The sequence below is a fragment of the Clostridium sp. HGF2 genome (assembly GCF_964240115.1).
In the GTDB taxonomy this organism is placed as follows: domain Bacteria; phylum Bacillota_I; class Bacilli_A; order Erysipelotrichales; family Erysipelotrichaceae; genus Clostridium_AQ; species Clostridium_AQ innocuum.
The window spans coordinates 598,364-624,621 of record NZ_CAXSSO010000001.1; the positions used below are offsets into that span (position 1 = coordinate 598,364).

Below are 26,258 nucleotides of genomic sequence, written 5' to 3' on the forward strand. Positions count from 1 at the left end.
ACTATGAGTGTAGCAGATGTAATCGCTTTCTTGATCGGACGCTTGCTATCTTGCATCGTGCTATAGAACACATAGGAATATACAAAGTAATTGATTACTTTAGTCAGGAGGAAGCATGGTTGGATTTTTAATTGCAACCCATGGAGGCTTTGCCAGAGGAATTCTTGACAGCATTGAGCTGATTGCGGGAAAACAGGAACGTATTGATACGATTTCCATTCTGCACGAAACCAGCATCGATGTCTTCGGAAAAGAACTCACTGATAAAATCGTCGAGCTGGATGATGGTGACGGTGTGGTCGTATTCTGTGATCTGCTGCTGGCAAGTCCTTATAACCAGGCGACAATGAGCTATCGCGCTCTGCAGGGAAAACATGAATACCGAATTATGTCAGGCGCTAATCTGCCAATGATTCTGGAAGCCTTAAGCGGACGCATGCAGGACCTTGGTCTTGATGCAATCAGTCGTATGGCACAGAATGCCGGAAAGGAAGGAATTCAGGAGTTTTTCGAAGAATTCGCCAAGGTTTCTAATACTGATATGATTCAGTAAAAGGAGAAGCGTTATGAGCAATATTCTATTGGCACGAATTGATGACAGACTGATTCACGGCCAGGTGATGACATCCTGGGTACGCTTTGTAAAATCAAAAAATATTCTGATTATCGATGATGAAACCTATCACGACACCTTCATCCGTTCCTTTATCACTATGGTGGTACCAAGAGGTATTCAGATACAGGTGCTGGATACAAAAGCAGGAATTGCATATCTACGAGATTATGACGGTGCCGGACTTGTTTTACTGGCAAAATATCCGCAAACCTTTTATCTGTTGCTGGAGGGAGGCATCGAGCTTCATGAAATCATCATCGGCGGTATGGGGGCAAGGGAAAACCGAAAGGTACTATACAAGAATATATGTGCATCGGATGAAGAACTGGAAGTATTAAAAAAGCTTTGTCACAGCGGTATATCGGTAAAAATACAGATTGTTCCGGAAGAAAAAGAGATTCCTCTGGACACGCTGCTGTAAGTCAATCGTGGGAATGGAAGAATTCGCACAACGTAAAGGAGAAGAATTATGAAACAAATTGTATTTGCAAGAATTGATGACCGTCTGATACACGGACAGGTCATGACTGCCTGGCTGAAGCAGTGTGATGCCAATGAGGTTGTTATTATCGACAACGAGCTTTGCAAGGATACCTTTGTGGTCATGATGATGAAATCACTAATACCATCAACGATTTCCCTGAAGGTATTCAATGATACAGATGCTGCAGCCTATCTAAAGGAGGATGGAAAAGGGGAGAAAATTCTGATTCTGGTCAAAACACCGCAGGTAATTCTGACTTTGCTGAACAACGGCGTAAAGCTGGAATATCTCAATGTCGGGGGTATGGGGATGAAAGCCGGAAGAAGCAAGCTTTATAAAAATATTGCCGCTTCTGATGAGGAACGTGAGGTTTTTCGAGAGCTTCGAAAGATGGAGCTGATGATGAAGGTACAGGTCGTTCCTACGGAAAAGGCTGAGGATTTAGGGAAATATCTTTAATACAATAAATTATTTGAAACGAAAGGAGAAACGGCTGTATACTGTATAGCTAACAGCCGTAAGGAATACGTATGCATATAAATGTAATTCAGGCGATTCTGATTGGGTTTTTATACTTCCTGTGTCAGAGTGGTACGCCATGGCTGACAGCATTCATGGGGAATTATGTCCGTCAGCCGCTGGTAAACGGGGCGATTGTCGGTTTGATTATGGGGGATCCTGTGCAGGGCTTGATCATCGGTTCTGCTATCAATCTTCCGTTTATCGGCGTGATCATGGTCGGCAGTACGATGCCGACTGACTCTGCGCTTGCAGGTATCGTGGGCACAGCTCTGGCTCTTGCCAGTGGTGCTTCTCCGGAGGTTGCAGTATCCATGGCGGTACCGATAGGTCTTTTGGGAAATCTGCTTTGGACGGTACACATGACGAAAAACTGTATCTTTGTTCACATGATGGATAAGGCAGCAGAAACCGGTGATGTGAAACGGATGAACTTTCTGCATGTATGGCCGCCACAGATTACGACTGCGTTTTTGATGACCATTCCGGTGGCACTGGTCGTATACTTTGGTGCAGATGTTGCAAAAACCGCAATTGATTCACTATCCGGTATGCCACTTCATATGCTGGAGGTCATCGGGGGTGTGCTGCCTGCTGTTGGTATCGGGATGACATTGCGTATGCTGATGTCCAAGAAATCGGTTATTCTATTCTTTCTGCTGGGTTTCCTGATGGTGACCTATCAGGGATTCTCAATGATCGTTGTAGCATTGTTTGCAATCATCATTGCCTATTTCTATACGGATCTATCTTCAAAAAGGACAGGTGAATAATCATGGAAGAAATAAGGAATGAAGTAAAACAGGAAAAGAGAATTACCAATAAAGACCTCATGAAGGTCTGGTGGAGATGGGTGTTTTTTCAGGAAGCGAGTGTCAGCTATGAGCGGCTGCAGGCTCCCGGTTTCTTCTATGCCATATCTCCGGTGCTGGTGAAGCTGTATGGGGATAATCCGGAAGAGCTGACAGCTGCCTGTAAGCGGCATATGCAATTTTATAACTCTGAGCCTTATTGCGGTCTTGCGATTCACGGTATTACACTGGCGCTGGAGGAGGAGCGTGCCAATGGAGCACCTATCAGCGATGAAGCAATCAATTCTTTAAAAACAGGTCTGATGGGACCGCTGGCAGGCTTGGGAGATTCCGTTCGTGCCGGTACCATTGCGCCAATCGTTACTGCCTTTTGTATCAGTATCGGTCAGACAGGTAATCTGATTGCGCCTTTCCTTTTAGAGGGTATTCTGGTAGCGATCGTTTGGCCGTTTGCCATCTGGCTCCTTAAGAAATCTTATCATACAGGAAAAGAAGGTATTCAGGAAATTTTCTCCAGTGGTAAGCTGAACTGGATTACAACTATGACCTCCACATTGGGTGGAATTACACTTGGGGCACTGGCTGCCAGCTATGTTACGCTGAGCTCACCGCTTGAATTTGTTCTGGGGAAGGGAAGCAAGATTGCCTTGCAGGCGGATGTGCTGGATGTGATATTAAAAAACATACTGCCATTGAGTATGGTTCTGCTCTCTGTATATCTTCTTAACAAAAAGGTATCCGCAGTAAAAATCATACTGATTCTGGCTGCTGTATGTGCGCTCGGTGTACTGATTGGAATATTCTAATGTAATTTGGGTCTATGCACAGCATTGATCCATTTTTTCAAAAAGGCGAAGGAAAGGAGAGGTATGAGGCGTATCTTACATGCTTCATACGTGAACAATATATGAAGGTATTACCTTATCGCACCTATGCAGAGGTGAATCTGCAACAGCTGAAAGAAAATACAAGAAAAGTAAGAGCTCTGCTTTCAAAGGATACCAAGCTGTTAGCTGTGCTGAAGGCTGATGGCTATGGACACGGGGCAGTCCGTATCGCAAAAGCAATCGAGGATATGAGTGACTGGTTTGCGGTAGCATCCTTTTATGAGGCCAGAGAGCTGCGTGATCAGGGCATCACAACTCCCATTCTGGTATTCGGCTTTCTTGATGACAGCAATATAGAGGAGGCAGCACAGAAGAATATCACCTGCAGTGCTCTATCCTATTCATATGCTCTGCATATTGCAGAGCTGTGTGAACAGAAAAAGCTTCGCCTGTCTATGCATATCAAGCTGGATACCGGCTTTCATCGCTTGGGGATCGCATGCGAGGAGGAGCGTATTACAGAGGCCTACAAAGAAGTGCGGACATTATATGAACTGCCACAGCTACAGATTACCGGCATTTACACACATTTTTCAACTGCCGGCAGTAAAGCATTGCAGGATGAAGCCTTTCTTGCTCGGCAGTATCAGCTGTTCTGTGATATGTTGCATCGTCTTGAAGAAGATCATATAGATCCCGGTATTCGTCACTGCTGCAATTCCAAGGCAACGCTCACCAATCCGGAAATGCATCTGGATATGGTGCGGGTGGGACTGTATCTGTATGGACTGGGATCGGATGCGGATATCGAATATCTGAAGCTGGAACCGATTGTCAACTGGAAAGCACGCATCTATGCAATACGTGATGTAAAGCAGGGAGAAGGCATCGGCTATGGCAGAACCTTTATCACCCCACAGCCAATGCGCATCGCTGTTGTATCACTGGGCTTTGCGGACGGATATTCCCGGTGTCTGTATGCTTCGGATCAGGTGTATGTATTAGTACACGGTAAACGCACACGTATTCTTGGTAAAATTTGTATGGATGTTATGATGGTCGATATCACTGATATTCCAGATGTTAGGGTGAATGATACCATTACAGTGTTGGGCAGTGAGGGAACACAGCGCATCAGTGCCAATTTGCTTGGACGGGAAACCGGTGGAACGGCGGTGGAGGTTACCTGTGGAATGGGGAAACGCGTTCAACGGGTTTATGTACATGACGAAGGAAACTGTTAAGGATATCCTGCAGGTTTTGCTGGGTTCAGTATTGTTTGCAATATCGTTGAATATATTTTTGATACCTGTACAGGTGTATAGTGCGGGTTTCATGGGGATTGCTCAGCTGCTCAGAGATTTCATAACGGTATGCAGCGGTATGCAGTTTCCCTTTGATATTGCCGGTATCATCAATTTTCTTTTAAATATTCTCATTTTTTTGTTTGCCTTTCATTATGTATCCAGGCGCTTTGCCGTAATGACGCTGCTGACGATTGCTGTGCAGAGCCTGATGCTATCTTTGATACCTGTGCAGCGTGAGCTGCTCCTGCAGGATCCGCTGGTTGCTGTCATTGTGGGCTCTGTCTTATGTGCGATTGGTACAGTGATGACCTTTAATGGAAAGGGAAGCGGAGGAGGCATTGACGTGATTGGTATTTATCTTTCCCAGAGCAACAAGGGAAGCGTTGGCAGTATTTATATGTTGGTGAATACATCCGTCTATCTGCTCTGTTTACTATTTTATGATTTCCAAACAGCTGTGTATTCTATGATCCACTCTACACTGCTGTCGTTTGCCGTGGATCGTATCCATAAAAGAAATATTGAGGTTGAGCTGATGATTTTTACAGAGAACAGTGCTCTTTTGCGTCAGCGTCTGCTTGCTTACAGTGAGCGTGGGATCACCTGCTGGAACGGCTTTGGTGCATATACAAAGGCCGAGAAGGAAATCCTTCTCAGTGTCGTGACAAGGGATCAGATGCAGAATATGGTGAAGCTGATTCAGACAACAGATCCGGAAGCGTTTGTAATCGTCAGCTCACAAATTCAGGTATATGGAAACTTTCGGAAACAGATTGTATAAAAAGGAGGAAGTATGGAGCATATAAAAGAAATACAAAGCTTTATGCGGCTTGCGGAGGCGCAACTGCACGAGGCGGTGAAAGCATATGATATGAAGCAGCTGGAAATGGCTGGAAATCTCATTCAGGAAGCGGAACAGAAAGGCTGTCGTATTCATGTGACGGGAATCGGAAAGCCTGCGCATCTTGCAGGCTATGCTGCATCTCTGCTCTCGTCAACCGGCACACCGGCTTATTTTCTGGATGGGACAGAGGCGGTTCATGGAAGTGCCGGTCAGGTGGCCGAGCAGGATGTGGTCATCGTCATCAGCAATTCCGGGAATACTGCGGAACTGAAGCAGACGGTAACGACGCTGAAGCAAAATCGTGCCGTAATCATTGCAGTCTGTGGAAATACTGATTCCTGGCTGTATGCAAACAGTGATGCACAGCTGTATGCTCATGTGGAGCAGGAAGGCGATCGTCTTAATAAACCGCCGAGAGCCAGTATTTTGGTAGAGCTGCTTGTGCTGCAGAGTCTCAGCGTTCTGCTGCAATATCGTAAAAATATCACCGGAAAGGATTATTTAAAATGGCATCCGGGAGGAAGTCTTGGTGAACGCACACGAAGGGAGGAACAGCAATGACAGTTAAAGGATTGATAACTGCAATGGTCACACCGATGAGAAATGGCAGTATTGATGAGGAAGCGGTACGCGGGCTGGTGGAACGTCTCATTCAAAAGGGGGTTAATGGAATATTTATATTGGGAACAAACGGTGAATTTCATGTTTTAAGCAGAGAAGAGAAAGTAAAGCTAGCCGCAATGGTGGTAGAATATGCTGATTGCAGAGTTCCTGTGTATGCAGGAAGCGGCGGCAATTCCACACAGGAGGTTATCGAGCTATCGCAGGCTTTGCAACAGACGGGTATTACTGCACTCAGTGTAATTACACCGTTTCTTGTACCGCTGAGCCAGCAGGAGCTATTACAGCATTATGAAGCGGTCGCAGATGCTGTTAACATACCGATTATACTTTATAATATTCCTAAAAATACAGGAAACAATATCGAACCGCAAACCGCAGCAGCACTTGCCTGTCATGATAATATTGTCGGAATTAAGGACAGCAGTGGTAATATCGAACAGATTAAACAGTATATAGAGCTTACAAGGGAGATGGAATTTGCCGTCCTCAGTGGGAGTGATTCCCTGATACTAAAGGCATTGAAGCTGGGGGCACAGGGGGCAGTGGCGGCTACCAGTAATCTGCTAACCGATATTGATGTGGCTATCATTAGATATTTTGAACAAGGAAAGCTGGCAGAGGCGCAGATGATGCAGGAAAAGATCGAGCCTTTGCGTAAGGTGTTGAAGCTGGGGAGTATACCGTCGGTATTAAAGGCTACTATGAATATGGCTGGAATAGCGGCTGGAGAATGCAGAAAACCAATCATTATGCCGAATGAGGCTGTATTGGCTGAAATTCGGGAAATGCTGCAGTACTATGTGCAGGAAGGAGAGATGTAATATGTTTAAAGCAGATATAGTGAACCGTATGGAGGCATGCGGTGCTATGGCAATCGTTCGTACAGAGAGTATTGAACGGGGAAAGGAAATTGCAAGAGGCTGTTTGCAGGGTGGTGTTGATGTGATGGAAATCAGCTATACACTCCCCAATGCAGGAGATGTCATTGCGGCACTGAATTATGAATTTGGAAAGACTATGCTAGTCGGAGCCGGAACAATACTGGATGCGGAAACCTGCCGTATGGCAATTCTGGCAGGAGCGAAATTCGTCATTGCTCCGAATTTCAGCAGGGAGGTCGCGCGTATGTGCAATCGCTATCAGATACCATACGCACCAGGCTGTACGACCATTACAGAGATGCTGGAGGCGTTAGAGGTTGGTGCCTCCTATATCAAAGCCTTTCCGATTTCCAATTTCTATGGGCCGCAGCTTGCGAAAATCATTCAAACACCGATTCCGGAAATGCCGTTAATGGCAAGTGGCGGTGCAAGTCTTGATAATTTAGAGGAGTGGCTGGAAAACGGGATTTCCTGTGTAGGCTTCGGTGGCTTGCTTACAAAAGGGACACAAGCGGAAATCGCGAATAATGCAGCGGAAATACGCCGCATTATTGATATTTATAGAAAATGAAAACAGGGTGCAGAGATGCATCCTGTTTTCCATGTAGTACCTGCGTTTGATTAAGCTGCATTGATTTTAAAAAATATGCTGCCTATACGGTATTAAGGTTAAGAATCAAGCAGAAGCGGTCTGCAGTACCTGCAATAAGGAAACATTTATCATGTGTTGGTAGTAATAAAAAACGTATTTAAAACGTGATGATACGAACAGAAATAGAAGATAAAAGGCTGACTTTTCAGGATCAGCCTTTTACTGGTGCTTATCAGGAATCGCCTTAGAATGATCTATGATAGTTGATATCGAAACAATAAGTGCATTGCGATATGAGATGATTATGATGGCTTTGTCTGGTATCAATCAATGCCTGTCCTACATTCCTCCTGTTCACAACCATTGATAAGATCAACAAAAATTTCAGAAAGTCGTGCAATTTCACTGGATGGAATGCTGATACCGAATACATCATTCACCAGCTCCATGTTGCGGTCAATGGAAGTATAAACCTCACGGTTTGTGGAAATGATACTGTTTGTATTTTTATAGATCAACGGTTCTCTACGAATTACACGCTCAATCATAAACGCACTGTGAAAAATAAAACGGATGGATATTTCATCAGTATAATTTAGTCCGAGATCCTCATAAATTTTCATCAATACTCGAAACAATGCCATTGTAGCTTTCATCGGATTCAGGAATACAAGAGATTCTGATAGAATTTTGTCCGCTACATCATCCAGCGTTTTCTGTATCTCAATACCATAGCCTGTCGAATCGCTCTGCGGTATCTGCAGGGTGGTTCCATAGTCATAATTCCGTATATCCTCCAGCTGTATAGATGGATTGTTCACCATATTCATCACCTGAATCAGAAGCGGCAGTGAGGTTGGGGAAAGCGTTACCGTTTCGATATCTGTCCTGCTGCGAATTTCGGAATCAAAATCAAGCAGAGGATTAAAATCGGTAATGATGACAACACCGCTTCCCTCATCAATTTCCCTTACCTTATCCACAACGGTACTGAGAAAGGCTGTCAGATTTCTTGTGGATGCTGTACCAGTTTCATCGATGTACCGGCATTTCACCTGATACTTCATAGTATTTACATGGGTGGCATATTTTTCAGCAATTCCCTCACCCTGACAGGCAACCAAAACAGCGATGCTGCCCTTTATGTGATGCTCTCTGGAATACAACAGATAACAATACATGAACAACTGCTCCATATCCGGAAGCTTTCTATCAAAGGTTTGTTTTAATGCTTCACATATTTCCTCACAAAGCAATTGTATAGCAGTATCCTGCATATCCATATCGGGGACGAACGCGGTGGAATAGGAGTGATGCTTCAATATGGAAAATAGATTGTTTATACGTATGCACAGCTTATCCAGCTGCTTTTCCTGTATTGTGAAGGCATGTTTATCCAAAACCTGCTGTATGCAGTCCCGTATCTTCTGTAATGACAGTGAATACAGCTGATTGATTTCCAGCTTTGCGGCATTGCGCAGCTCCTGCTTACAGTATTCGGACAGTCTTGGCTCCCGGTGTGTGAATGCCTGCAGGATACCATCCTCCTGAATACAGCTGTGCAGCAGCTTTTGCAGGGGAATACATTCTGTCTCCGGAATCAGAAAGTGATTTTTTTCCTGCAGTGTGGAGGTAATGCTTTCTATGATGGGAAGTATATCGGATACATTGCGGATACTGGCAAGCAGTTCATCTGAGAGATGCTGATAATCAATAGTGATAAAGGTTTCCTGCTGTTGTGAGGATTGTATGTATGCATAGGAAAGGGCGTGTCGCAGTTCCTGCATCAGATTCTGTAGATTCCCCGGATAGCATGCAGTCGCAAAGCAATTTAGAATGGAGGAGGATAGAGAAATCGTCTTACCGATTGCATCTGCTTCATTTTGCATAAAATACAACACAAACTCATACTTTTCCTTTAATGTTCTGCTATTCAAATCAGGGAGCTCATATACCTTCTGAAACAGCTTTTGCAGCTGTAGAAAGTGTTCATTCATTGCAGTCACGGCAAGAAATAGCAGGTTCAGCTCATTGCTCTCTGCCATTCGCTGATAAAAGCGGAGCAAGGTTTCCATCGTCGTAATGCTTGCAGGGAGTTCCGTGAGTGCATCCAGGTTTTCAAACAGGATGATGTTGCTTTTTTCCTGATCAAGGCTTGTATCGATTCGCTGCATAATGTCAGAAATTGTCAGCTTTCCTAACGCGATTGCTGCGCAGTCAATATGAAGTAGCTGTTCTGTGTCAATTTTCAGATATTGCATGATACAGCGTAATAGATGATGCTTTCCGCTTTTGTGCGGACCGCAGATCATGATGGAGCGCATGGTCTGTGGATAGGTGAGAAAGACCTTGATGTCCTCAATGATGGGATACATACTCTCCCGAATGGAATGCCCAATGCAACTGGTAAATGCTTCCTTCGCTGTTTCCTGAGAGAGTACAAGCGAGTGCTCCAGATAAGTGGCAAGCTCTTCATTTTTAGGTATGAGCGCTGGTATATAGGAATTGGGATAGCGCTTCAGCAGTGTTTTACGGTGCAGATAAAAGGTGGGGCGTCCCTGTATTTTGATAAGAATATTTTCCCGCCACAGATCATTCAGCATACGACTGACATTAGCACGGTCAAGATTCAGATCGAGACTGATGGTAAAGGCGTCGGTATTGATACCAGTATATTCTTTATTCGCAATAGCGATGGATGTGATTTCTGCAATATGCTGCAGAAGCTGACTTCTTCTTGATTTTTTCATAAACCCTCCTGATGGAAAAAAGGAAGAAACATTGCTTCGTTTCTTCCCCGTAGTGATTACATACTTACAGTTTACCACATTTCTCTTCAATTAGGGATTTGTAGAGCATTTGGATTTTTTTGGTTATTTCACCGCGTGCACCATTCCCGATAATGATATCATTGACTTTGATAACAGGAACAATTTCACTGTTGGTATCGGTTACCATGACCTCATCCGCATGCAGCAGCTCTTCCTCGCTAAATTCCTTTTCCCATACCGGAATATTGTGCTGATGGAGAAGCTCGATGATCAGCTGTTTCGTAATACCCGGAAGAATTTTTCCGCCATTGGGATGAGTAAGAACTATGCCATCCTTTACGATGAAGATATTGCCGGACTTTTCCTCTGTAACGATATTGTCACGCACCATGATTGCCTTACTGACACCTTTTTTCTGTGCTGCATGCTTGGCCAGACAGTTTGGCAGCAGATTCAGTGACTTCACATTACACATAAGAGAACGGCGATCCTCCACTGTTATCGCATCAGCCCCCTTGACCATCTTTTCTTCACTGCGTGTACTGCTTTGCGCAAAACCGCAGAATACCGGCTGCTGCTCCTCATACATGGAGAATCCATGATTGCGCAGCGTTCCATCACCACGTGTTACCTGCAGGTAAATATACCCGTTTTCAATGTGATTCTGTTCTACAAGTCCTCTACAGAATGCAGCAATTTCATCCTTTGTATGCCGTAAATTTAATTCGATAAAGGCAGCGCTGTTTATCAATCTGTCGATATGCTCATCCAGTGCAAATAGCACGCCATTGTAAACATGTGTTACCTCGTAGATGCCATCTCCAAACTGATACCCGCGATCATGCAGATCGATGTGGATATCCTCCTTGTCCACAAAGGAACCCTTCCATAAATATTTCATGTTGCTTCACTATCAGATATATAAGGAATATCTGTACTCCTTTCTACCACAGATAATAAAACGCTTTGATCGAACGTGATTGCTATCTCACGTACATATCATAAGACAAGCGAGAGTGATTGTCAAAATGACAGAAAAATACACAGTGGTCATGAGTGTGCAGTAGAACAAGCTGCAGGAAAAGACGATAACAGAAGAATTCGCCAAAGTGTGTATGTATGAAAGCAGTAAAGTACACAGAAGAATTGTGTCGAAACAAATGAACAGCATTCGGTGTGTGATAATTTCTTATAGAAACTACACGATTTCATGAAATATTTAGTTAAGAAGCTTATATGCTTTCTCTTTCACAGACCAAAACAAACTTTAATTTTCATTTCCGAGTAATTTGGTGTAAAATAGGAGTGTGTTATGAATAAGTAAGTTTATGAAAGAGGTGTCAGGATATGAAAACAGCAATATTAACGGACAGCGGAAGTGCTATGACGATTCAGCAGGCACAGGAGCATGGGATATTCCTTCTACCATTACAGGTAATTGATGAGGAACACTCATATCAGGATGGTGTGGATATCAGTACGGAAGAATTATATGAAGCTTTGCGTAAACAGCATACTCCGAAAACGAGTATGCCGGTGGGCAGTGTTATCGAGGCTACACTACGTACAATCAAGGAACAGGGCTATGAAGAAATCGTATCGGTTCCCTTATCATCCGGTCTTTCATCGACCTTCAACACCATTCAGGTAATGGCAAGAGAGATTGGTATACCAGTCATTCATATTGAGGATTTTACAACCTGTGATCTGCAGGGACATGAAGCACTGCTGGCAAAACGATATGCAGATGAAGGAAAAAGCGGTGCCGAAATTAGTGAGCTTTTGAGTAAGCTGATCAGGACGAGCGGAACATTGATTCTGCCGAATGATATTCAGCATCTGAAACGGGGAGGCCGTTTGACACCGCTGGCAGCCGCAGCAGCTAGTCTTTTGAAAATCAAGCCTGTGCTTATTATCGATCCTTCCACGCAGGGAAAAATCGACGTATTGGAAAAGGTGCGTACAGAGAAAAAGGCAGCTGCTCATGCTGTGGATACGATTAGTGAAAAGCTGGCAGGCAGGGAAGGCTATGTGTATGTGATTCACTCCGGCTGTCTGGAAAAAGCGGAGGATATCCGCAGACAGCTGTTGGAGAGAAACAGCCGCCTAGAAATCAGAATCAATACCATCAGTGCCGTAATTGCGGCGCATACGGGTCTGGACTGTATCGCAATACAGTATATTGAAAAATAGTATGAAGCTGAAGCAGGATATTCAGGATTGTCTGTGGAAAACGGATACGCATACGTATCTGTTGCCGCACCCCCTGCTGCGACCATATATTGCACACTATACGATTTGTCACAGCCACTACATGATAACCGAGCAGCTGCATCTGGTTCCGGATATCAGCGGCTGTATTGTCATGAATATGAAGCAGGATAGCAGTCTGGATTTGGAATACTGGGGACCGACAACCAGAATGGTGACCGTCTGGAAAAAGGAGGGTGAGGATCAGGTTCAGTATTTTGTGGAATTTCGTCCCTCAGGCTCCCATGCGTTATTCTTGGCAGACCAATATCCGTATCGTGATATGCGCATCGAGCTGAAGCAGGTGAATCACCGATGTCATGCATTGATTATGGAAGCCTATGACAAGGCGGAAGGGGAAGCGTCCTTTTTTCAGCAGCTCGATACCATTTTTCTCTCCATGATGAACAAACAGGATGATGCAATGGCAGCTCTTATGCAGGGACTTTCCGGTAAGGCGCGTATCGCCGATGTAATGGATAGCTTCGGCTACAGCCGCCGGCATCTGCAGCGTCTGGTGCAGCAGCGCCTTGGCTGCAGTATGAAAACCATACAGAAAATACAGCGCATCAATCAGGCTGTCAGTCTTTTGAAGGAACAAAAGCTTACTTTGACTGCCATTGCCCAGCAGTGCGGCTTTTATGATCAGGCACATTTCATTCATGATTTTCGTGAAATCTGTAATGTGACCCCACAGCAATATCAAAAGCAGCTGCAGGATTACTATAATGAGAGCTTCAAGTTTTAAACAATTCTCAAACAGATGATGACATGCAAATGCCGGTTGGAAGCTGAGCGCGAGCATGAAAAAAGTGCTTATGGAATGCGCATTTGAACATCGGTGTGTTCCTTCTTCTCTTTCTTCAATGCCTTATCTTGAACAATATTTGCAGTCACAGCGTAGGAAAGCAAACATGAGGTGTCTTATTATCTTATAGGAACAGCAAAGCAAGCACTCTGATTATGAACCCTTGCTTAAAGACGGAAAAGATACAGCTCATGCATAGCAAAAAGGATCAGATTCATCGTTTTCTTTTCATAAAAGCGATGGAATTGATCCTTTTATGTAATCTTTATGATAACCAAATGGATAAGTCTCTTGTGACTATTGTATGTCTTTCAACACTCTGAAAGATACCTTATGCATTGCATAAGAAGAGCAGGCGCCGTATGCTATGTATACAGCTTTCCGTTTTTACTGTTTTGTTCTTATCAAAAGGCTTGGCTTCATTTCTTCTGTTCTCGACAATCACAGGACTTCTGCGTACAGAATACTCAGGCATCGAAGTGCTTTTTTGCTTTTAATTTCGGCAGCGGGCTGTCATGCTCACTGTCCAGTCCGTATTTGTCCATGTACTGCTCAATCATTTGACTGAAGCCTTCCAGCTGGTGTTCATCGAGCTGATCGAGAAACTGATAAAATTCCTCCTCACTCATACCTGCCAGCGTATTCAGCATTTCAAAGTCGTGGTGCAGGTCCTCCTCCATCATGAGCTTTTGTGCCTCACTCATAAAGTCTTCAATACGCAGCTTTATTGATAAATCCTCACATAGTCCGCTGAGCATCTGTGCCATATTATCATTATTAACGATGAGTGTGGTAATCCTTCCATACTCTTCCATAAATCCGCAGAGTAAGGATACGACACTTCTGCTCATCTCCTCAAAACCGCGATAGCTCTCATCATCCAGCGGTATTTTCAGCTGATAATCTTCATTTTCAAGAGTCAGATACAGGGGCAGGCGGATATCTGCTACTGTTTCTAACAAATCCGCAATCAGATCGACCTGCAGCTCCCTGATCGTTTTTTTCTTCCTGTTCAGCAGAGCAGCCTGATCCGGTTGCAAATGCAGTGTGATGTTTTCATTCAGCATTCGGATTTCCGGATAACTGATATCCAGCGTGCCATCCTTTTTCCATATACCCGACAGCATTCGCCCCTCGTTGTAATCCGGCAGGTTGCGGTGGCCGCAGGACTGCAGGATATCCAGAAAATCGTGCAGGTCATTCGCAATTTCATAAGCCGCCTCATCATCCGGATCCATAGGAAGATAGCCTGTCTGCATGATTTTGACAATACAGGTTCCATCCTCGCTTACCCAGCCATCTCCCCTTTGAAAGCCCTGATCCAGACAGATGATGCTTACACCGTTGGCATACAGATTATAGCCGGGCAGCTCAGGTGTACTTTCCACGCCGCGCATATAATCCGTCTCATTCTCGTACAGCTGCATATTATAACCTTCCTCATACTGAGCGATTACAAGCACCTTTTTTGTTTCCTGATCATCTGCTGTTATCAAACTCATACCGCAAAGCTCCATCTTGTCCAGCTGGTTGATGAATGCGGCAAGTGCTTCATTAAGAACCATTCCGGCTTCCGGACTCAATGTGAAATACATATCCTCCTGCGTGATGGAGGCAAGATCCTCCCTCACCATTTCCTCATCAAAGGGAATATGCTGCATTTCCAGCCAGTTTTTCATTTTCTCATGCTCTTCGTTTGTTTCATCTGCCGCTTTCGCAACGATTTCCTGATAGCCGTCCACATTTCCGGCATCCTCCGCAAGATTATCCTGCTTCCATTTCAGAAGCTTTATCTGGGACAGTGCCTCCTCATTCTGCTTTTCAACCAGAATGACATGTTCCCAGTTATCTCCATAATCGTAGGTATATACAAGCTTCATCTTTTCTTTCAGATAGGTATGCAGCGGGGTATCCATATCTTTAAAAACCGTATCTCTTTCAAATTCAAAGGCTTCTCCATCATCGCACAGGATCTTCACATGCTCCCGGGCAATTTCAAAATCGTATAAATGATAATCCATCCATCCAAATAAATATTGAATCGCCTCATGCAGATTTCGGAATGTCATATCTGCCGGAATCCAGATACGGCGCCACACGGGAGGCGATGTACCCTTCAGGGTGATTTTCAGCTGATAGCCTTTCATACAATACCACCTTCCTTTAAATTATTGTATCATGTTTCTTATAGGTTTTATGCAATTTGCGCACTTTTTTACATATGCTGATGAAAAAATATACAGGATATACATAGGAAGTCCAAAAGAAACATATTTTCTGCAAAATAGAGTCCTGAACACTGCTGAACTGCCGGGTTTTCCACACGTGTAAAAGGAAGGAGACGGCGTCCGTGCGGAAAATCCAGGCAGTAGGTCATGACCTGTATATAGTATAAAAAAAGCAGGAGGAATAAGCAACTGCGCATATTTGCCATATACTTTTTAGAAGAAAGCAGCTGACAGCGGTACAGCTAACATAAAACAGCACAATACACAAAAAAAGGCAGATAGTGGAATGCTATGAGCAATTTTATAGCAGTTATGAGGCGGCAGTCACGCAGAAAACAGGAAGGTGTTTTCGTTTACGGACAGCTGCATCCTATAGTATAATGCAGTTTGAAAAGATGAGGAGTGATGCAGATGTTAAAGGTTTATGTAGCAGGGTCGCTGTTTAATGAGGCAGAGGTTGCCCAGCGTAAAGCGGAAGGGGTCATGTTACGAAGAGAATTTCCAGAGCTGGATATTTTCAATCCGATCGATCAGCCGTTTAACGAAAACAAGCAATCCCTGCCGACACCGGAAATGATTTATGAGGGAGATACACAGGCTGTGGAAGCGTGTGATATCTTCATAGCGGATTTGACAAATGAGGATGCCGGTGTCATGGTGGAGCTGGGAATCGCAATCAAATCGGATACGAAAATTATTATCGGTATCAACAGTGATATCCGTCTGCAGTCTGCCAACTGCTATGCGGTACCGACGATGGGGATGAATCATTATGTTCTGGGTGCAATCCTGAAGCACGGATATTTTGTGCGTAGCTTTGCGGAGGCTGTGGAAAAGCTGAAAGAGCTATTAAAGGAAGCGTAAGAAAATCAGACTGTAAGCAAAAAAATAGGAAATCCCTTTCCATGCCGTATAAAGGCTGGCTTGAGATTTCCTTTTTCTTCAGATGAACAGCAATTCTGCTGTTTTTTCAAAAGCTTATGTAATTATGTGCACAGATTGTCCGGCTTCCTGCGCTGCTGGCTTCCGGCAGGCACAGTGTCAGATCGAGGAGATAAGTCATTCTGCATTCATAATAAGGGCATAGGCAGCTTGTTTACAATTCCTCCCGAATAAACAGGCAATCCTGTGGAAATGTCTGCTTCCCAAGCTGTTTTACCATCATACAGGTTTCCGGCTTCCTGCGGCCCTCCACCTGTGCCTCTGTATCCAGATCGACATAAACCGTTTTTTCTTCCTGTGCCAAATACCGCATCATATGCTGCAGGGCTTCCTCATCCGCATAGATGCACTCACGAATATGGAGCTCCTGTGCTGATTCCTCCTGTACGATGTATCCCCTTGGCTGGTTATCCTCCCAATAGACGAGGATTTTCTGATTCCAGATTGCCGCATTGGGAAGAAACTGATTCTTATAATATGCCAGATCACGTCGCCGCCAGCCGTTTTTCTGTTCACAGAAGTGCAGATACATGGTTAAGAGATCCTGTGCATCCTCTACCTGCTTCCATGTGCCGCCGTCGGCAGCGTCACTCTGTTTTTTCAGCTTCCAGCGAACCCGTTGATACTGCTCAATAAATCCGAAGCTCTTGTACAAATCCCAGTTATAAGCCTGCAGTAATACAAACGGAGCCTTCCCTTGTACCGTCTTTAAGGCATACCGCAGCAGCATCCCCATATAGCCGCAGCCTTCATACTCCGGATTGGTGGCGACTCCTACAATAAACGGTACACGGACATCCTTTCCATCCAGAACGATTGTCATGGGGCGAAGCTGCAGCATGCAGATCAGCTCCTCCTCACTGACCAGCAGAAGGCAGTTTTCCTCACGGTAGAGGCGCTCAAAATAAAACTGGGTGCTTTCTGCCGTTTCCTCCTGAAACTGCTGTTCCCACAGGGAGCGGATTTTCCTTGTCCAGGCAGCATCTGCCTGCTGGATTTTCAGCGCCTGATGTACGCTTCCGAATTTCTGAATTTTACATACCGGCTGCATATCCGTCTTTGCCTTTCGCAGCTTGGGCAGTCCCATATCATCCTCGCGGTTGACATACACGATGTCCTCCTCCAGTGTTTCCAGATACAGCTTTAGAATTGCGATATACAGACCGCGAATTTCACGATTCGCTTTTTCCACATGAATCTGAATCATATCCTTCGACAGCCGTGATGCAATGTTAAATGCTTCCAGTCTGCCGTCAATATAGATACAGCCGCCCTCGATCGGAAGCTCCTTTATATGCTCCAGCAAAAGATGAATTCCGGTATCCTCGGCGGATATGCTGTCATCCACATCCTTGAAGGACTGCCAGTAGCGCAGAAAGGCATAGACATCCTCTCTGGTGCTTTCATCAAGCTGCCGGTAAACAAAGCGTCCTTCATACTGCTTTAAAAAGGCGTGGAAGTGATTTCTGCGCTTTTGCATTTTTTTACCGGACAATGTTTCCTGCTGCCTGCGGTCATATACATAATCTCTTGCGTCATAGCAGTCCCATATAAGGAATTCCATCGGATAGGTATCCACCAGCCAGTTTTTAAATTCCTTGGTCATGGAATGAATTTCAAAGGCGATTCCATGCTTCTGAGAATAGGTGCGGATCGCATGAACAGCCTCAAAACGATGATCCCTTGTGCAATATGGCATCAGCCAGACCGGTTCACGGTGCGGCATGCAGGTATAGGCGATGGCATAGTTGGGATAAGTTTCAAAATAGACCTCATACATGCTGGTCCACATCAGCATTGTCATGGTATTGGAATTGTATTCATGATAATCGGCAAGTGCAATATACGGCTGCAGCTCCTGCCAGTTTTCCAGTGTTAGTTTTTTCATAGAACCTCGCTTTTCCTGTACATTATAGGACCAGAACACTAAATTTTCAAGATGTTTGCACAAGGAATGTTTACCTGTCTGTTCTTCGGTGATACAGCCGCACGGCAATGATTCGAAAGAATCCATCTCTTCTTATGATGAAGCGGATTTTTCAGGATATGCATGCAGACGTACTTTATATTGGCAAAACGTGACTTCTATGTGATAAATTGTTCAAGATTTGTTCAAGAAAGGGCGTGCCGTATCGCTATTATTCTTCTGAGATATTATGATATATATAGAATTTTATCAGGGTATGTAGCATTTAAACATTCACATGGGGAACTGTGATGTCAAAAGCGTCATTGTTTTTCTAAGAGAGGAGAAACCATGTATGAGGGCTTTTATGAAAAGAGTAGCGGATATGCGATGGCGGCCGATATGCTGCTGAGTACGATGTCACTGCTTCATGCAAATGACAATCCGCTAGGCGGATGAGGGGGGCAAAAGGCACAACGTAGGAACAGGAGCATTCAGGGTACTCTAAAGGCGGAAGAAGACATGAGCGCAAGGCATCCATCCGGGTGGAAAATGATAAAAGGGCTGTGACACCAAATGAAAAAACGAATGCCGCTGCACCGAATACAGCAGCTGCGACTTCCGCAGGAATGCTGCTTTGCGCATTTACGATTTCCGCTGCCGGTATTGCAGTTCTATATAAATAAAGAAGAGCGCTGAGCAGACCGTAGCTTCATACAACACCTGATACGGAAAACAGATGCGATCAGACAGCGAGTAGCTGTCGGAAAGGACAAGGATATGAAAAGAAGATTGTTGGAAAGAACAGGAGCATCCTGTATGGCGCTGGCCATGCTGTTCATGATGAGCGGGGGTGTAAGCATCCATGCGGATGAAGTGAGTGCCGAAACACCACTTACAGCACAGGAGAAAGCAGCACCTGCGGCATCACTGGACACAACGGCATTAAAAAATGCGGACGCAGCCTTAAAGACAGAAACCGATGGTAAGCTTACCCTGACTGTCAGGGCGAAGGACGGATATTACTTTACGGACAGTCCGCTTGCTCGTAGCGATAACAGCAACGTAACAATACGAAGGGAAAGTGATAGTACCGCCATGGTTTATAACTATGACGTCTCTATATACGGCGATGTCACTGATTCCTACACGATTTCAGTGAAGGGGGAAGCAGTCGTACTGACTTCTTCCAAATTGATTCTGAATACTGATAACTTAAAAAATGCAACTGCCACGTTGGAAAAAAATGAAGGTGTCACCCCACTGGATAATGTAATTCTTACGCTGAATGCAGATGAGAAAACAGCATTTGAATCCGTGCCGTATGCTGTCATCGATGGTGAAAAGCGTATCATGAGATCATTTGCCGATGAGAAAACGATGTATACTCTCAGTATCATGAATATTCATAAAGACACCACGATTGAGGTTTATGGTACAGCAGCTTCTACCGAGGCAAGAGGAACGCTGGATAGGATCAAAGTTACCGGTTATGTAAATGAAGAAATTGCAAGCTACAGCACGATTACGTTGACAAATGCAGCCTTCCATAAACTGGCAAAGGGCAGCGATATTTCCTCCTGGTTTTACTCTTTACCAAAAGGAATGCGGGTGATTGCAGCGGATGGAGTAGCAAAAGGTGATACGAGAATGCAAATAAAATTCTGTGGAAAACCGACGGAATTGAGCAATGCTTCCATTGATATCATGATAGAAGATCAATACATCACCAATTCCAATAACGGAATCCTGAAGGTTGATCCTGCCGGCAGTACATGGCTTATCCAAGCTAGAACGAAAACACCTGTGATCACGAAAGGAAACCAAACCTATATCATGGGAAGCAATAAGCCCCTGGAGCTGATCTGTTCCGGAGAGCTGAGAGATCTGTATGGTATTTTTATCAACGGCAGTGCACTCAGTAGTGATTACTATACACTCACATCCGGAAGCACGGTGTTAACCCTGAAGCCGGAGTATCTGAATACGCTGGAAAAGGGAAGCTACACGGTACGTTTTACGTATCATGACGGAAATTATGCAGAAACAAAGTTTACCGTAGGTGATAAGAAGCAGGAAGCATCCACGCAAAAGAATCAGGAGGAAGCGCCGAATACAGCGGATGCGACTTCCACGGGTCTGCTGCTGGTTACCTTATTGACATCCGGTGCAGGTATGGCGGCAGTATCCGCAAAAAGAAAAAGAGCACGACAGTAGATACTCATGCAAAATGAAAATTTGTAGAAAAGTGCTTTGCAAATGACACACCATATGATATGGAAATGATCATACATGCATACACTCTTTCAGGAACTGAAAGCAGGTATACAGTGCTACCGGCAAAATGCTTATGTTTGCAGAGGGCTCTGCCTACACAGCCCTTTAAAAACCTGGCAACAGAAAAATGATCCGGTGTCAGCTGATCTGCGCTGCTTCCATTTATGAAAGCAAAGAGTAAGCTTCACGTTCACTGTACAAAGAATCGCACTATCTAAAAAGCTGAATCCGATACAGGACTCAGCTTTTTCATATGGACATTATGCAGACGTTGTATTCGTAAGCCTGGCTTTTACAGCATCCTACGTATCGAATTCCAGAAGATAGACTGCCGCATCCTCCATCTGCAATTCTGTATGAAAAGGGGTAAACTCCTAAAATGTTATGGTTTTTATGAACTTTTTCTTTTTTAAAGGATACCTCTATGATGAAAGGAAGAAATATCGCCTGTCTGTGTCAATAAAAGAGCGATCACCGTGCGGCTCTGTTCAGGGGATTCACTGAAAAACAACCGGGAATTCATCGATAACTGCATATAAAAACACCTGCAAAAAAATGCAGATGTTTACGTATAGCCAAACAAGTTCCTATGCCGGAACAACCTCCAGCCAGTAGTCATCCGGATCATGAATAAAATAAATTCCCATCTCTTTGTTCTCAAAGCAGATACAGCCCATCTCCTCATGCAGTCTGTGTGCTGCTTCAAAATCATCTGTTGCAAAAGCGATATGACTCTCATTCTCGCCCAGCTCATAGGGCTGCGGATGATCTTTGAGCCAGGTCAGCTCAATCTGAAAGCTGCCGGTATCATCCTGCAAATAACAAAGCGTGAAGCTTCCATCCTCCGCCTCCAGCTTTCTGGCAACCTGCAGTCCCAGTGCCTGCTCATAAAAGGCGATGCTTCTGTTCAAATCCGTTACATTGATATTACAGTGTACAATGCGAAATGCCATATTTCCACCTCCGTCTACCTCTGTATTATACCGTGTTCTTTCAGGAATGAACAGAGTAGTGCCAAAAAACAATGCTGTAGTCATAAGCTTCTGCAAGTACAAAAAGGTATCCGGTCAACACCGGATACCTTACACGTACTATTTAACCTCGTTTAAAATACTCTGCACCTTCGGTATGACATAATGGCTTTCACCAATATCCTTGGTATCATCAATCATAACGGTAACCGCTATGTTATCATTGACTGCACTCAGCCAGCCGATTTCCTGTTCCCCGTGATTCACCTGTGCAGTACCGGTTTTCCCGGCTGCTTTGGTAGGGTTATCACCATATCCGGACATGGAAGCCTGCAGGTCTTCAAACACTGTTTTCGCAGTAGCTGCGCTGTACGCGTTCTTCACCATGGTTTTTGCTTTTCCATCTTCATATACCAGATATGGCTGCAGGATGCTGCCGTCATTGACATAGGCGGTATACAGGGCCGTCAGATGAAGCGGGGATACCAGCAGATCACCCTGTCCATAGCCGGTTGCCGCAAGCTTCTGTGCATTCTCCAGTTCATCCCCATACGTGGACTTCGCAACTGTGAACGGAAAATCCATCTGCTTGCGGAATCCGATTTTATCGAGATAGCTGGTGTATGTCTCTGCACCGATCTTATCCGCTACCTGTGCAAAGAAGATATTATCGGAATAGATATAGGCGTTTTTCAGATTGCTTGGCTCTGCATAGGACTGCGTCGTCGTTACATAATTCTTTCCCCAGCTGGAATCCTTCTGCCATTTGTCTGTTTTTATAAAGGTGGTTTCCGCTGTGATCGTCTTGGAATCCAGAGCGATGGCTCCGGTAATCGCCTTAAAGGTAGAACCCGGACAATAGGTGGAAACAAAGCGATTCAACAGCGGCTTCTGCTTGTTGCTGTTCAGGGAGTCCCATGTTTTGCTATCCATGCCCATTGCGAAATCATTGGGATCATAAGCCGGTGTACTGACCATTGCCAGAACCTCACCGGTATGGGAATTTATGATTACCGCACTTCCTGCATCCTTCTTCAGTTGATTGTATGCGGAGCGCTGTGCTTCGATATCAATGGTCGTACGAATATCCTGACCGTTTCTGGCCTTCTGTTCGGCAACGGTATCCTTCAGATCTCCATTTTCATCCACAATAATGATCTTACAGCCGCTGACTGCCCTCAGCTTGCTTTCATAAATACTTTCCAGACCGCTCTTACCGATGATACTGGTTGCGGTATAGCCTTCCTTCTTATGCTTTTCCAAATCCTCAGCGGTGACATTCTGCACATATCCGGTGATATGCGCTGTCATTTCGCCATACGGATACACGCGTCCGGTGGTTTCCTGTACAAAGGCACCGTCAATTTTTCGAAGCTCCTCAATGATTTCCGCACGCTTCGCTGTTGTGACGGTTTTGATTGGTACAAACATATCATCCTGTACCCAGGAGGCTGACAGTGCTTTTTTGATACTGTCCTCACTGACATCCAGAACTCTGGCCATGGCAGAAACCGTGTCCGCCTCATTTCCCAGCTTTCCTGCTATCAGGCCAACCTGAAATACACTTCCCTGCTGTGCCAGTGCTTTTCCGTTCCGGTCAAGAATCGATCCTCTTTCCCCCTCGGTAACGGACACATTCACCTTATCCGAATCATGCAGCTGCGGAAATATCTGCGTGCTGTCCCATACAATACGGTAATCACCGTCTTCCTTAACCACCGTCGCCTTATTGTCAAAATCAATGGTTCCGGCTGCACTCTTCATACGAACATGATAGCTGATTTCGCTTCCGTCATCCCCTGTATCCGAACTGTCTTTGATTTCCATCGAGAAATCAGATGCGTCGATCCCCTCATAAATATTTTTGTTTCGCGTAATAAAATCTTCTTCCTTCCATTTCTTTTTCGCGTCGCTGCTGATCAGGGAATACATTTCCTTGTATTTGCCTTCTTTCAAAAGATCAGTATAGGAAAGCAATACGGACTCCGGCTTTGAACCGCCGCTGAATAAGAAATACGCCGCAACCGCAACGATTGCAACTGCCGCAACGATACCGGCGATCCCCCAGAGTTTCTTTTTATCTGTCATAAAGCAAGCACCTCCTCATTTTATGTTTCTATTTTACCATGGTCAGGTAAGCATTTCCATGCCGGTTTTAACTTTACAAAGAACCTTCCATAAATTGTAAGAAATTAAGTGAGGCTCCTTCTCTGCCGGATTTCTTTCTAGTATATGGCAGAAATCTCAGTTTTTGATTTGTTTCGTCATCTTTTTGTTGTACAATGAAAGAAGAAACAAAAAGGTGGTGACGTCTATGCAAAGCAAAGGCAAGGCAAACAGTAAGGCGGACATACAGCATGATCATCTCACTGCTCTGTGGAATAAGGAGGCAGGGGAGGAGCTGCTGGATTCCTGTATCCGTACAGCCAAAGCGCAGAGTACCTCCTTTCTTGCGGTCCTTCTGGATATCAATGATCTGGATACCGTAAACAAACGCTGTGGACATCAGGAGGGGGATCGGATCCTGCAAAGGGTAGCGGAAAAAATTCGCAGCAGTCTGCAGACCGGGGATTTCGCAATCCGTCTGGGCGGTGATGAGTTTCTCCTTGTTTTTCAACAGCTTTCCAAAAAAGAGGTACGCAACCTGCTGGATCAAATTCTGAATGAACTGGAGGAAGAAAGCAGGGAGTTTCCCTATACCATGGGCTTCTGCTTCGGAATTACACAGATCATGGCGGATATGGAGCTATCAGTGAAAAAAATCATTATGCGTGCAGATGATGAAATGTATCTGTCAAAACGCCGCTATCATCTGGAGCAGTCAAGAAAAGCCTTTGCGCTGCGCCCTTACCATGAAAGTGAGGAGGTGCGCCAGTTTTCCTATGATAAGGATCTGCTGCTGAGTGCCCTGATGCAGAGCAGCGATGATTATATCTATGTATGCAATATGAAGGAGGACCCTTCCTGCTTCCGATATTCCCGTGCCATGGTTGAGGAATTTGATCTCCCATCGGAAATCGTGCATGATGCTGCCAATGTATGGGGCGCAAGAATTCATGAGGCAGACCAGAAGATATTTCTGGAAGGGAATCAGGAAATTGCCGATGGCCGTGTGGATTTTCACAATGTGGAGTATCGTGCCAGAAACCGCAGAGGCGAGTGGGTGTGGCTCAGATGCCGCGGTCATGTGGAGCGGGATGAGGATGGACAGCCGGTTTTGTTTGCCGGCATTATCACCAATCTGGGACGTAAGAATAAAATCGATTATCTGAGCGGTCAGTTTAACAAATATGAGCTGGAGGATACGCTGCAGATGATGGTTGCCAAGGAGGAGCATTTCTTCATGATGATCCTGGATCTGGATGGTTTTTCCAGCATCAACAAGCTGTACAATCACCAGTTTGGAGATGAGGTGCTGGCCAAGACGGCGCAGATCATCCAGTCTGTTCTTCCGGAATATGCAAGGCTGTACCGCAATGATGGTGATGAATTTATCGTTCTGCTCAGGAGCTGTACCGATTCCAACGAGATTGCCGGCTTTTATCACAGGCTCCAGCAGGAGCTGGGGCATCAGCGCATTCTGAACGGAAAGAAATACCACTGCACGGTTTCTGCCGGCTGTGCCTGCTTTCCAAAGGATGGCGATGATATGATGTCACTGACGAAGAACGTCGGTTATGCACTGGAGGCAAGCAAGCGCAATGGTAAGAACAGACTGACGTTCTATGAGAAGAAAATGTCGGAAACAGAGCTGCAGGAGCTGGATATGCTGGAACAGCTGCGTTACAGCATGGAACATGATTTCGAAGGCTTTTCCCTGCAGTATCAGCCGCAGGTGGAGGCAGACAGCGGCCGTATAATCGCTGCGGAGGCACTGGCCAGATGGCACAGCAGCATGTATGGCAATGTATCGCCTGTGGTGTTCATTCCCTTGCTGGAAAAGAGCGGGATGATACTCACCATCGGTAAATGGATATTTGAAACAGCCCTCAGGCAATGTGCAGCATGGCTGAAAAAGTGTCCGGATTTCTGTGTCAGTGTGAATTTATCCTACCTGCAGCTGTATGAGGAAGGATTCATCACATTCATGAAGGAAACGCTGAAGAAGTGCCATGTTCCCAGCCGCAATATCATTGTGGAAATGACGGAGAGCTATATGGTGAAAAGCAGTGAGGAGCTGCAGGCGATCTTTCAGGAGATACGAAGCATCGGTGTGCGTATCGCCATGGATGATTTTGGAACCGGATACTCCTCTCTCGGTGTTTTGAAAAATTCCCCTGCGGATATTGTGAAAATCGACCGGATTTTCATTAAGGATATTTTAAACAGTGAATTTGATGCGACCTTTATTCAGTTTGTTGTCAGACTATGCCATGATGTGAACATTCGTGTTCTGCTGGAGGGTGTGGAGACAAAGGCGGAATATGAGAAGGTAAAAACCATGGGACTGGACGATATTCAGGGCTATTATTTTGGAAAACCGATGCATCCCGAGAAACTGGAGGAGCTTTTGCGGTAGATGCCATGCTGCCTCCAGCTTTTATGGAAATCAGATAAAAAAACAGGAAGTCATGTGAACATCCGGGTACGGAACATATC

General features: G+C 44.9%; 22 protein-coding genes. 16 read left to right on the top strand and 6 right to left on the bottom strand.

The features are described 5' to 3' along the window. Nucleotides 1-115 precede the first annotated feature (115 nt). The 10 genes from ACESPQ_RS02855 to ACESPQ_RS02900 all read left to right on the top strand — a co-directional run bounded on the left by ACESPQ_RS02855 (nucleotide 116) and on the right by ACESPQ_RS02900 (nucleotide 7,485). Nucleotides 116-553: a PTS sugar transporter subunit IIA gene (locus ACESPQ_RS02855; protein ID WP_002605820.1), complete on the top strand. Its 438-nt coding sequence runs from the start codon at nucleotides 116-118 to the stop codon at nucleotides 551-553. A gap of 13 nt (nucleotides 554-566) precedes the next feature. After that, nucleotides 567-1,037, top strand: coding sequence for a PTS system mannose/fructose/N-acetylgalactosamine-transporter subunit IIB (locus ACESPQ_RS02860; protein WP_257376464.1), 471 nt, complete (start codon nucleotides 567-569; stop codon nucleotides 1,035-1,037). A gap of 48 nt (nucleotides 1,038-1,085) precedes the next feature. Further along, nucleotides 1,086-1,559, top strand: coding sequence for a PTS system mannose/fructose/N-acetylgalactosamine-transporter subunit IIB (locus ACESPQ_RS02865; protein ID WP_002605818.1), 474 nt, complete (start codon nucleotides 1,086-1,088; stop codon nucleotides 1,557-1,559). A gap of 71 nt (nucleotides 1,560-1,630) precedes the next feature. Then, on the top strand, nucleotides 1,631-2,392 hold the full coding sequence (locus tag ACESPQ_RS02870; RefSeq protein ID WP_002605817.1) for a PTS mannose/fructose/sorbose/N-acetylgalactosamine transporter subunit IIC: 762 nt from the start codon (nucleotides 1,631-1,633) through the stop codon (nucleotides 2,390-2,392). 2 nt (nucleotides 2,393-2,394) lie between these two features. Continuing rightward, nucleotides 2,395-3,237, top strand: coding sequence for a PTS system mannose/fructose/sorbose family transporter subunit IID (locus ACESPQ_RS02875; protein ID WP_009270565.1), 843 nt, complete (start codon nucleotides 2,395-2,397; stop codon nucleotides 3,235-3,237). A gap of 101 nt (nucleotides 3,238-3,338) precedes the next feature. Next, a complete protein-coding gene (gene alr / locus ACESPQ_RS02880; RefSeq protein ID WP_224721005.1) occupies nucleotides 3,339-4,502 on the top strand; it encodes an alanine racemase in 1,164 nt (387 codons plus the stop codon). Continuing rightward, on the top strand, nucleotides 4,447-5,346 hold the full coding sequence (locus ACESPQ_RS02885) for a YitT family protein (RefSeq protein WP_002605814.1): 900 nt from the start codon (nucleotides 4,447-4,449) through the stop codon (nucleotides 5,344-5,346). The genes alr and ACESPQ_RS02885 overlap by 56 nt, the downstream gene beginning before the upstream one ends. A 12-nt stretch (nucleotides 5,347-5,358) precedes the next feature. Continuing rightward, the gene (locus tag ACESPQ_RS02890; RefSeq protein WP_002605813.1) at nucleotides 5,359-5,970 is read left to right on the top strand and encodes an SIS domain-containing protein; all 612 of its coding nucleotides are present in this window, start codon (nucleotides 5,359-5,361) and stop codon (nucleotides 5,968-5,970) included. Next, the gene (gene dapA, locus ACESPQ_RS02895) at nucleotides 5,967-6,854 is read left to right on the top strand and encodes a 4-hydroxy-tetrahydrodipicolinate synthase (RefSeq protein ID WP_002605812.1); all 888 of its coding nucleotides are present in this window, start codon (nucleotides 5,967-5,969) and stop codon (nucleotides 6,852-6,854) included. Before ACESPQ_RS02890 ends, dapA begins: the two co-directional genes overlap by 4 nt. Before the next feature lies 1 nt (nucleotide 6,855). Continuing rightward, nucleotides 6,856-7,485 (top strand): ketohydroxyglutarate aldolase, encoded by a 630-nt coding sequence (locus ACESPQ_RS02900; RefSeq protein ID WP_373143914.1) that lies wholly within the window; start codon nucleotides 6,856-6,858, stop codon nucleotides 7,483-7,485. A 344-nt stretch (nucleotides 7,486-7,829) separates the two neighbouring features. Here the strand turns inward: ACESPQ_RS02900 and ACESPQ_RS02905 are convergent, their stop codons facing one another. Both ACESPQ_RS02905 and dat read right to left on the bottom strand, forming a co-directional pair. After that, nucleotides 7,830-10,256: a PRD domain-containing protein gene (locus tag ACESPQ_RS02905; RefSeq protein ID WP_373143915.1), complete on the bottom strand. Its 2,427-nt coding sequence runs from the start codon at nucleotides 10,254-10,256 to the stop codon at nucleotides 7,830-7,832. Between the two features lie 64 nt (nucleotides 10,257-10,320). Beyond that, the gene (gene dat, locus ACESPQ_RS02910) at nucleotides 10,321-11,178 is read right to left on the bottom strand and encodes a D-amino-acid transaminase (protein WP_002605809.1); all 858 of its coding nucleotides are present in this window, start codon (nucleotides 11,176-11,178) and stop codon (nucleotides 10,321-10,323) included. Nucleotides 11,179-11,624: 446 nt separating this feature from the next. Between dat and ACESPQ_RS02915 the strand changes: the two genes are divergently transcribed. Then, complete coding sequence (locus ACESPQ_RS02915) at nucleotides 11,625-12,470, top strand: DegV family protein (RefSeq protein WP_054343731.1); 846 nt, start codon at nucleotides 11,625-11,627, stop codon at nucleotides 12,468-12,470. 1 nt (nucleotide 12,471) lies between these two features. Continuing rightward, nucleotides 12,472-13,275: a helix-turn-helix domain-containing protein gene (locus ACESPQ_RS02920; protein WP_002605807.1), complete on the top strand. Its 804-nt coding sequence runs from the start codon at nucleotides 12,472-12,474 to the stop codon at nucleotides 13,273-13,275. A gap of 527 nt (nucleotides 13,276-13,802) precedes the next feature. On the opposite strand, the gene ACESPQ_RS02925 is transcribed toward ACESPQ_RS02920, so the two are convergent. Beyond that, the gene (locus ACESPQ_RS02925; RefSeq protein ID WP_002605806.1) at nucleotides 13,803-15,482 is read right to left on the bottom strand and encodes a plasmid pRiA4b ORF-3 family protein; all 1,680 of its coding nucleotides are present in this window, start codon (nucleotides 15,480-15,482) and stop codon (nucleotides 13,803-13,805) included. A gap of 492 nt (nucleotides 15,483-15,974) precedes the next feature. Here ACESPQ_RS02925 and ACESPQ_RS02930 point away from each other — a divergent pair, with 492 nt between their 5' ends. After that, complete coding sequence (locus ACESPQ_RS02930; protein ID WP_008816703.1) at nucleotides 15,975-16,427, top strand: nucleoside 2-deoxyribosyltransferase; 453 nt, start codon at nucleotides 15,975-15,977, stop codon at nucleotides 16,425-16,427. Nucleotides 16,428-16,659: 232 nt separating this feature from the next. Here ACESPQ_RS02930 and ACESPQ_RS02935 read toward each other — a convergent pair whose 3' ends face one another. Next, complete coding sequence (locus ACESPQ_RS02935) at nucleotides 16,660-18,393, bottom strand: GNAT family N-acetyltransferase (RefSeq protein ID WP_002605804.1); 1,734 nt, start codon at nucleotides 18,391-18,393, stop codon at nucleotides 16,660-16,662. A gap of 594 nt (nucleotides 18,394-18,987) precedes the next feature. Here ACESPQ_RS02935 and ACESPQ_RS02940 point away from each other — a divergent pair. Further along, nucleotides 18,988-19,110, top strand: a complete 123-nt coding sequence (locus ACESPQ_RS02940; RefSeq protein WP_257270545.1) for a hypothetical protein — start codon at nucleotides 18,988-18,990, stop codon at nucleotides 19,108-19,110. An 81-nt stretch (nucleotides 19,111-19,191) separates the two neighbouring features. After that, on the top strand, nucleotides 19,192-20,628 hold the full coding sequence (locus ACESPQ_RS02945) for a hypothetical protein (protein WP_233105292.1): 1,437 nt from the start codon (nucleotides 19,192-19,194) through the stop codon (nucleotides 20,626-20,628). A 647-nt stretch (nucleotides 20,629-21,275) separates the two neighbouring features. Here ACESPQ_RS02945 and ACESPQ_RS02950 read toward each other — a convergent pair. Both ACESPQ_RS02950 and ACESPQ_RS02955 read right to left on the bottom strand, forming a co-directional pair. Then, the gene (locus ACESPQ_RS02950; protein ID WP_022300335.1) at nucleotides 21,276-21,641 is read right to left on the bottom strand and encodes a VOC family protein; all 366 of its coding nucleotides are present in this window, start codon (nucleotides 21,639-21,641) and stop codon (nucleotides 21,276-21,278) included. Between the two features lie 138 nt (nucleotides 21,642-21,779). Then, nucleotides 21,780-23,747 (bottom strand): penicillin-binding transpeptidase domain-containing protein, encoded by a 1,968-nt coding sequence (locus tag ACESPQ_RS02955; protein WP_022300336.1) that lies wholly within the window; start codon nucleotides 23,745-23,747, stop codon nucleotides 21,780-21,782. Between the two features lie 226 nt (nucleotides 23,748-23,973). On the opposite strand from ACESPQ_RS02955, the gene ACESPQ_RS02960 reads away from it, so the two are divergent. After that, the gene (locus ACESPQ_RS02960; protein ID WP_002605799.1) at nucleotides 23,974-26,178 is read left to right on the top strand and encodes an EAL domain-containing protein; all 2,205 of its coding nucleotides are present in this window, start codon (nucleotides 23,974-23,976) and stop codon (nucleotides 26,176-26,178) included. Nucleotides 26,179-26,258 lie beyond the last annotated feature (80 nt).

Bases quoted from the DNA above. Each gene is read 5' to 3' on its own strand.
- ACESPQ_RS02855 (WP_002605820.1), top strand. From the start codon at position 116: ATGGTTGGATTTTTAATTGCAACCCATGGAGGCTTTGCCAGAGGAATT.
- ACESPQ_RS02860 (WP_257376464.1), top strand. From the start codon at position 567: ATGAGCAATATTCTATTGGCACGAATTGATGACAGACTGATTCACGGC.
- ACESPQ_RS02865 (WP_002605818.1), top strand. From the start codon at position 1,086: ATGAAACAAATTGTATTTGCAAGAATTGATGACCGTCTGATACACGGA.
- ACESPQ_RS02870 (WP_002605817.1), top strand. From the start codon at position 1,631: ATGCATATAAATGTAATTCAGGCGATTCTGATTGGGTTTTTATACTTC.
- ACESPQ_RS02875 (WP_009270565.1), top strand. From the start codon at position 2,395: ATGGAAGAAATAAGGAATGAAGTAAAACAGGAAAAGAGAATTACCAAT.
- alr (WP_224721005.1), top strand. From the start codon at position 3,339: ATGAAGGTATTACCTTATCGCACCTATGCAGAGGTGAATCTGCAACAG.
- ACESPQ_RS02890 (WP_002605813.1), top strand. From the start codon at position 5,359: ATGGAGCATATAAAAGAAATACAAAGCTTTATGCGGCTTGCGGAGGCG.
- dapA (WP_002605812.1), top strand. From the start codon at position 5,967: ATGACAGTTAAAGGATTGATAACTGCAATGGTCACACCGATGAGAAAT.
- ACESPQ_RS02900 (WP_373143914.1), top strand. From the start codon at position 6,856: ATGTTTAAAGCAGATATAGTGAACCGTATGGAGGCATGCGGTGCTATG.
- ACESPQ_RS02905 (WP_373143915.1), bottom strand. From the start codon at position 10,256: ATGAAAAAATCAAGAAGAAGTCAGCTTCTGCAGCATATTGCAGAAATC.
- dat (WP_002605809.1), bottom strand. From the start codon at position 11,178: ATGAAATATTTATGGAAGGGTTCCTTTGTGGACAAGGAGGATATCCAC.
- ACESPQ_RS02915 (WP_054343731.1), top strand. From the start codon at position 11,625: ATGAAAACAGCAATATTAACGGACAGCGGAAGTGCTATGACGATTCAG.
- ACESPQ_RS02920 (WP_002605807.1), top strand. From the start codon at position 12,472: ATGAAGCTGAAGCAGGATATTCAGGATTGTCTGTGGAAAACGGATACG.
- ACESPQ_RS02925 (WP_002605806.1), bottom strand. From the start codon at position 15,482: ATGAAAGGCTATCAGCTGAAAATCACCCTGAAGGGTACATCGCCTCCC.
- ACESPQ_RS02930 (WP_008816703.1), top strand. From the start codon at position 15,975: ATGTTAAAGGTTTATGTAGCAGGGTCGCTGTTTAATGAGGCAGAGGTT.
- ACESPQ_RS02935 (WP_002605804.1), bottom strand. From the start codon at position 18,393: ATGAAAAAACTAACACTGGAAAACTGGCAGGAGCTGCAGCCGTATATT.
- ACESPQ_RS02940 (WP_257270545.1), top strand. From the start codon at position 18,988: ATGAAAAAACGAATGCCGCTGCACCGAATACAGCAGCTGCGACTTCCG.
- ACESPQ_RS02945 (WP_233105292.1), top strand. From the start codon at position 19,192: ATGAAAAGAAGATTGTTGGAAAGAACAGGAGCATCCTGTATGGCGCTG.
- ACESPQ_RS02950 (WP_022300335.1), bottom strand. From the start codon at position 21,641: ATGGCATTTCGCATTGTACACTGTAATATCAATGTAACGGATTTGAAC.
- ACESPQ_RS02955 (WP_022300336.1), bottom strand. From the start codon at position 23,747: ATGACAGATAAAAAGAAACTCTGGGGGATCGCCGGTATCGTTGCGGCA.
- ACESPQ_RS02960 (WP_002605799.1), top strand. From the start codon at position 23,974: ATGCAAAGCAAAGGCAAGGCAAACAGTAAGGCGGACATACAGCATGAT.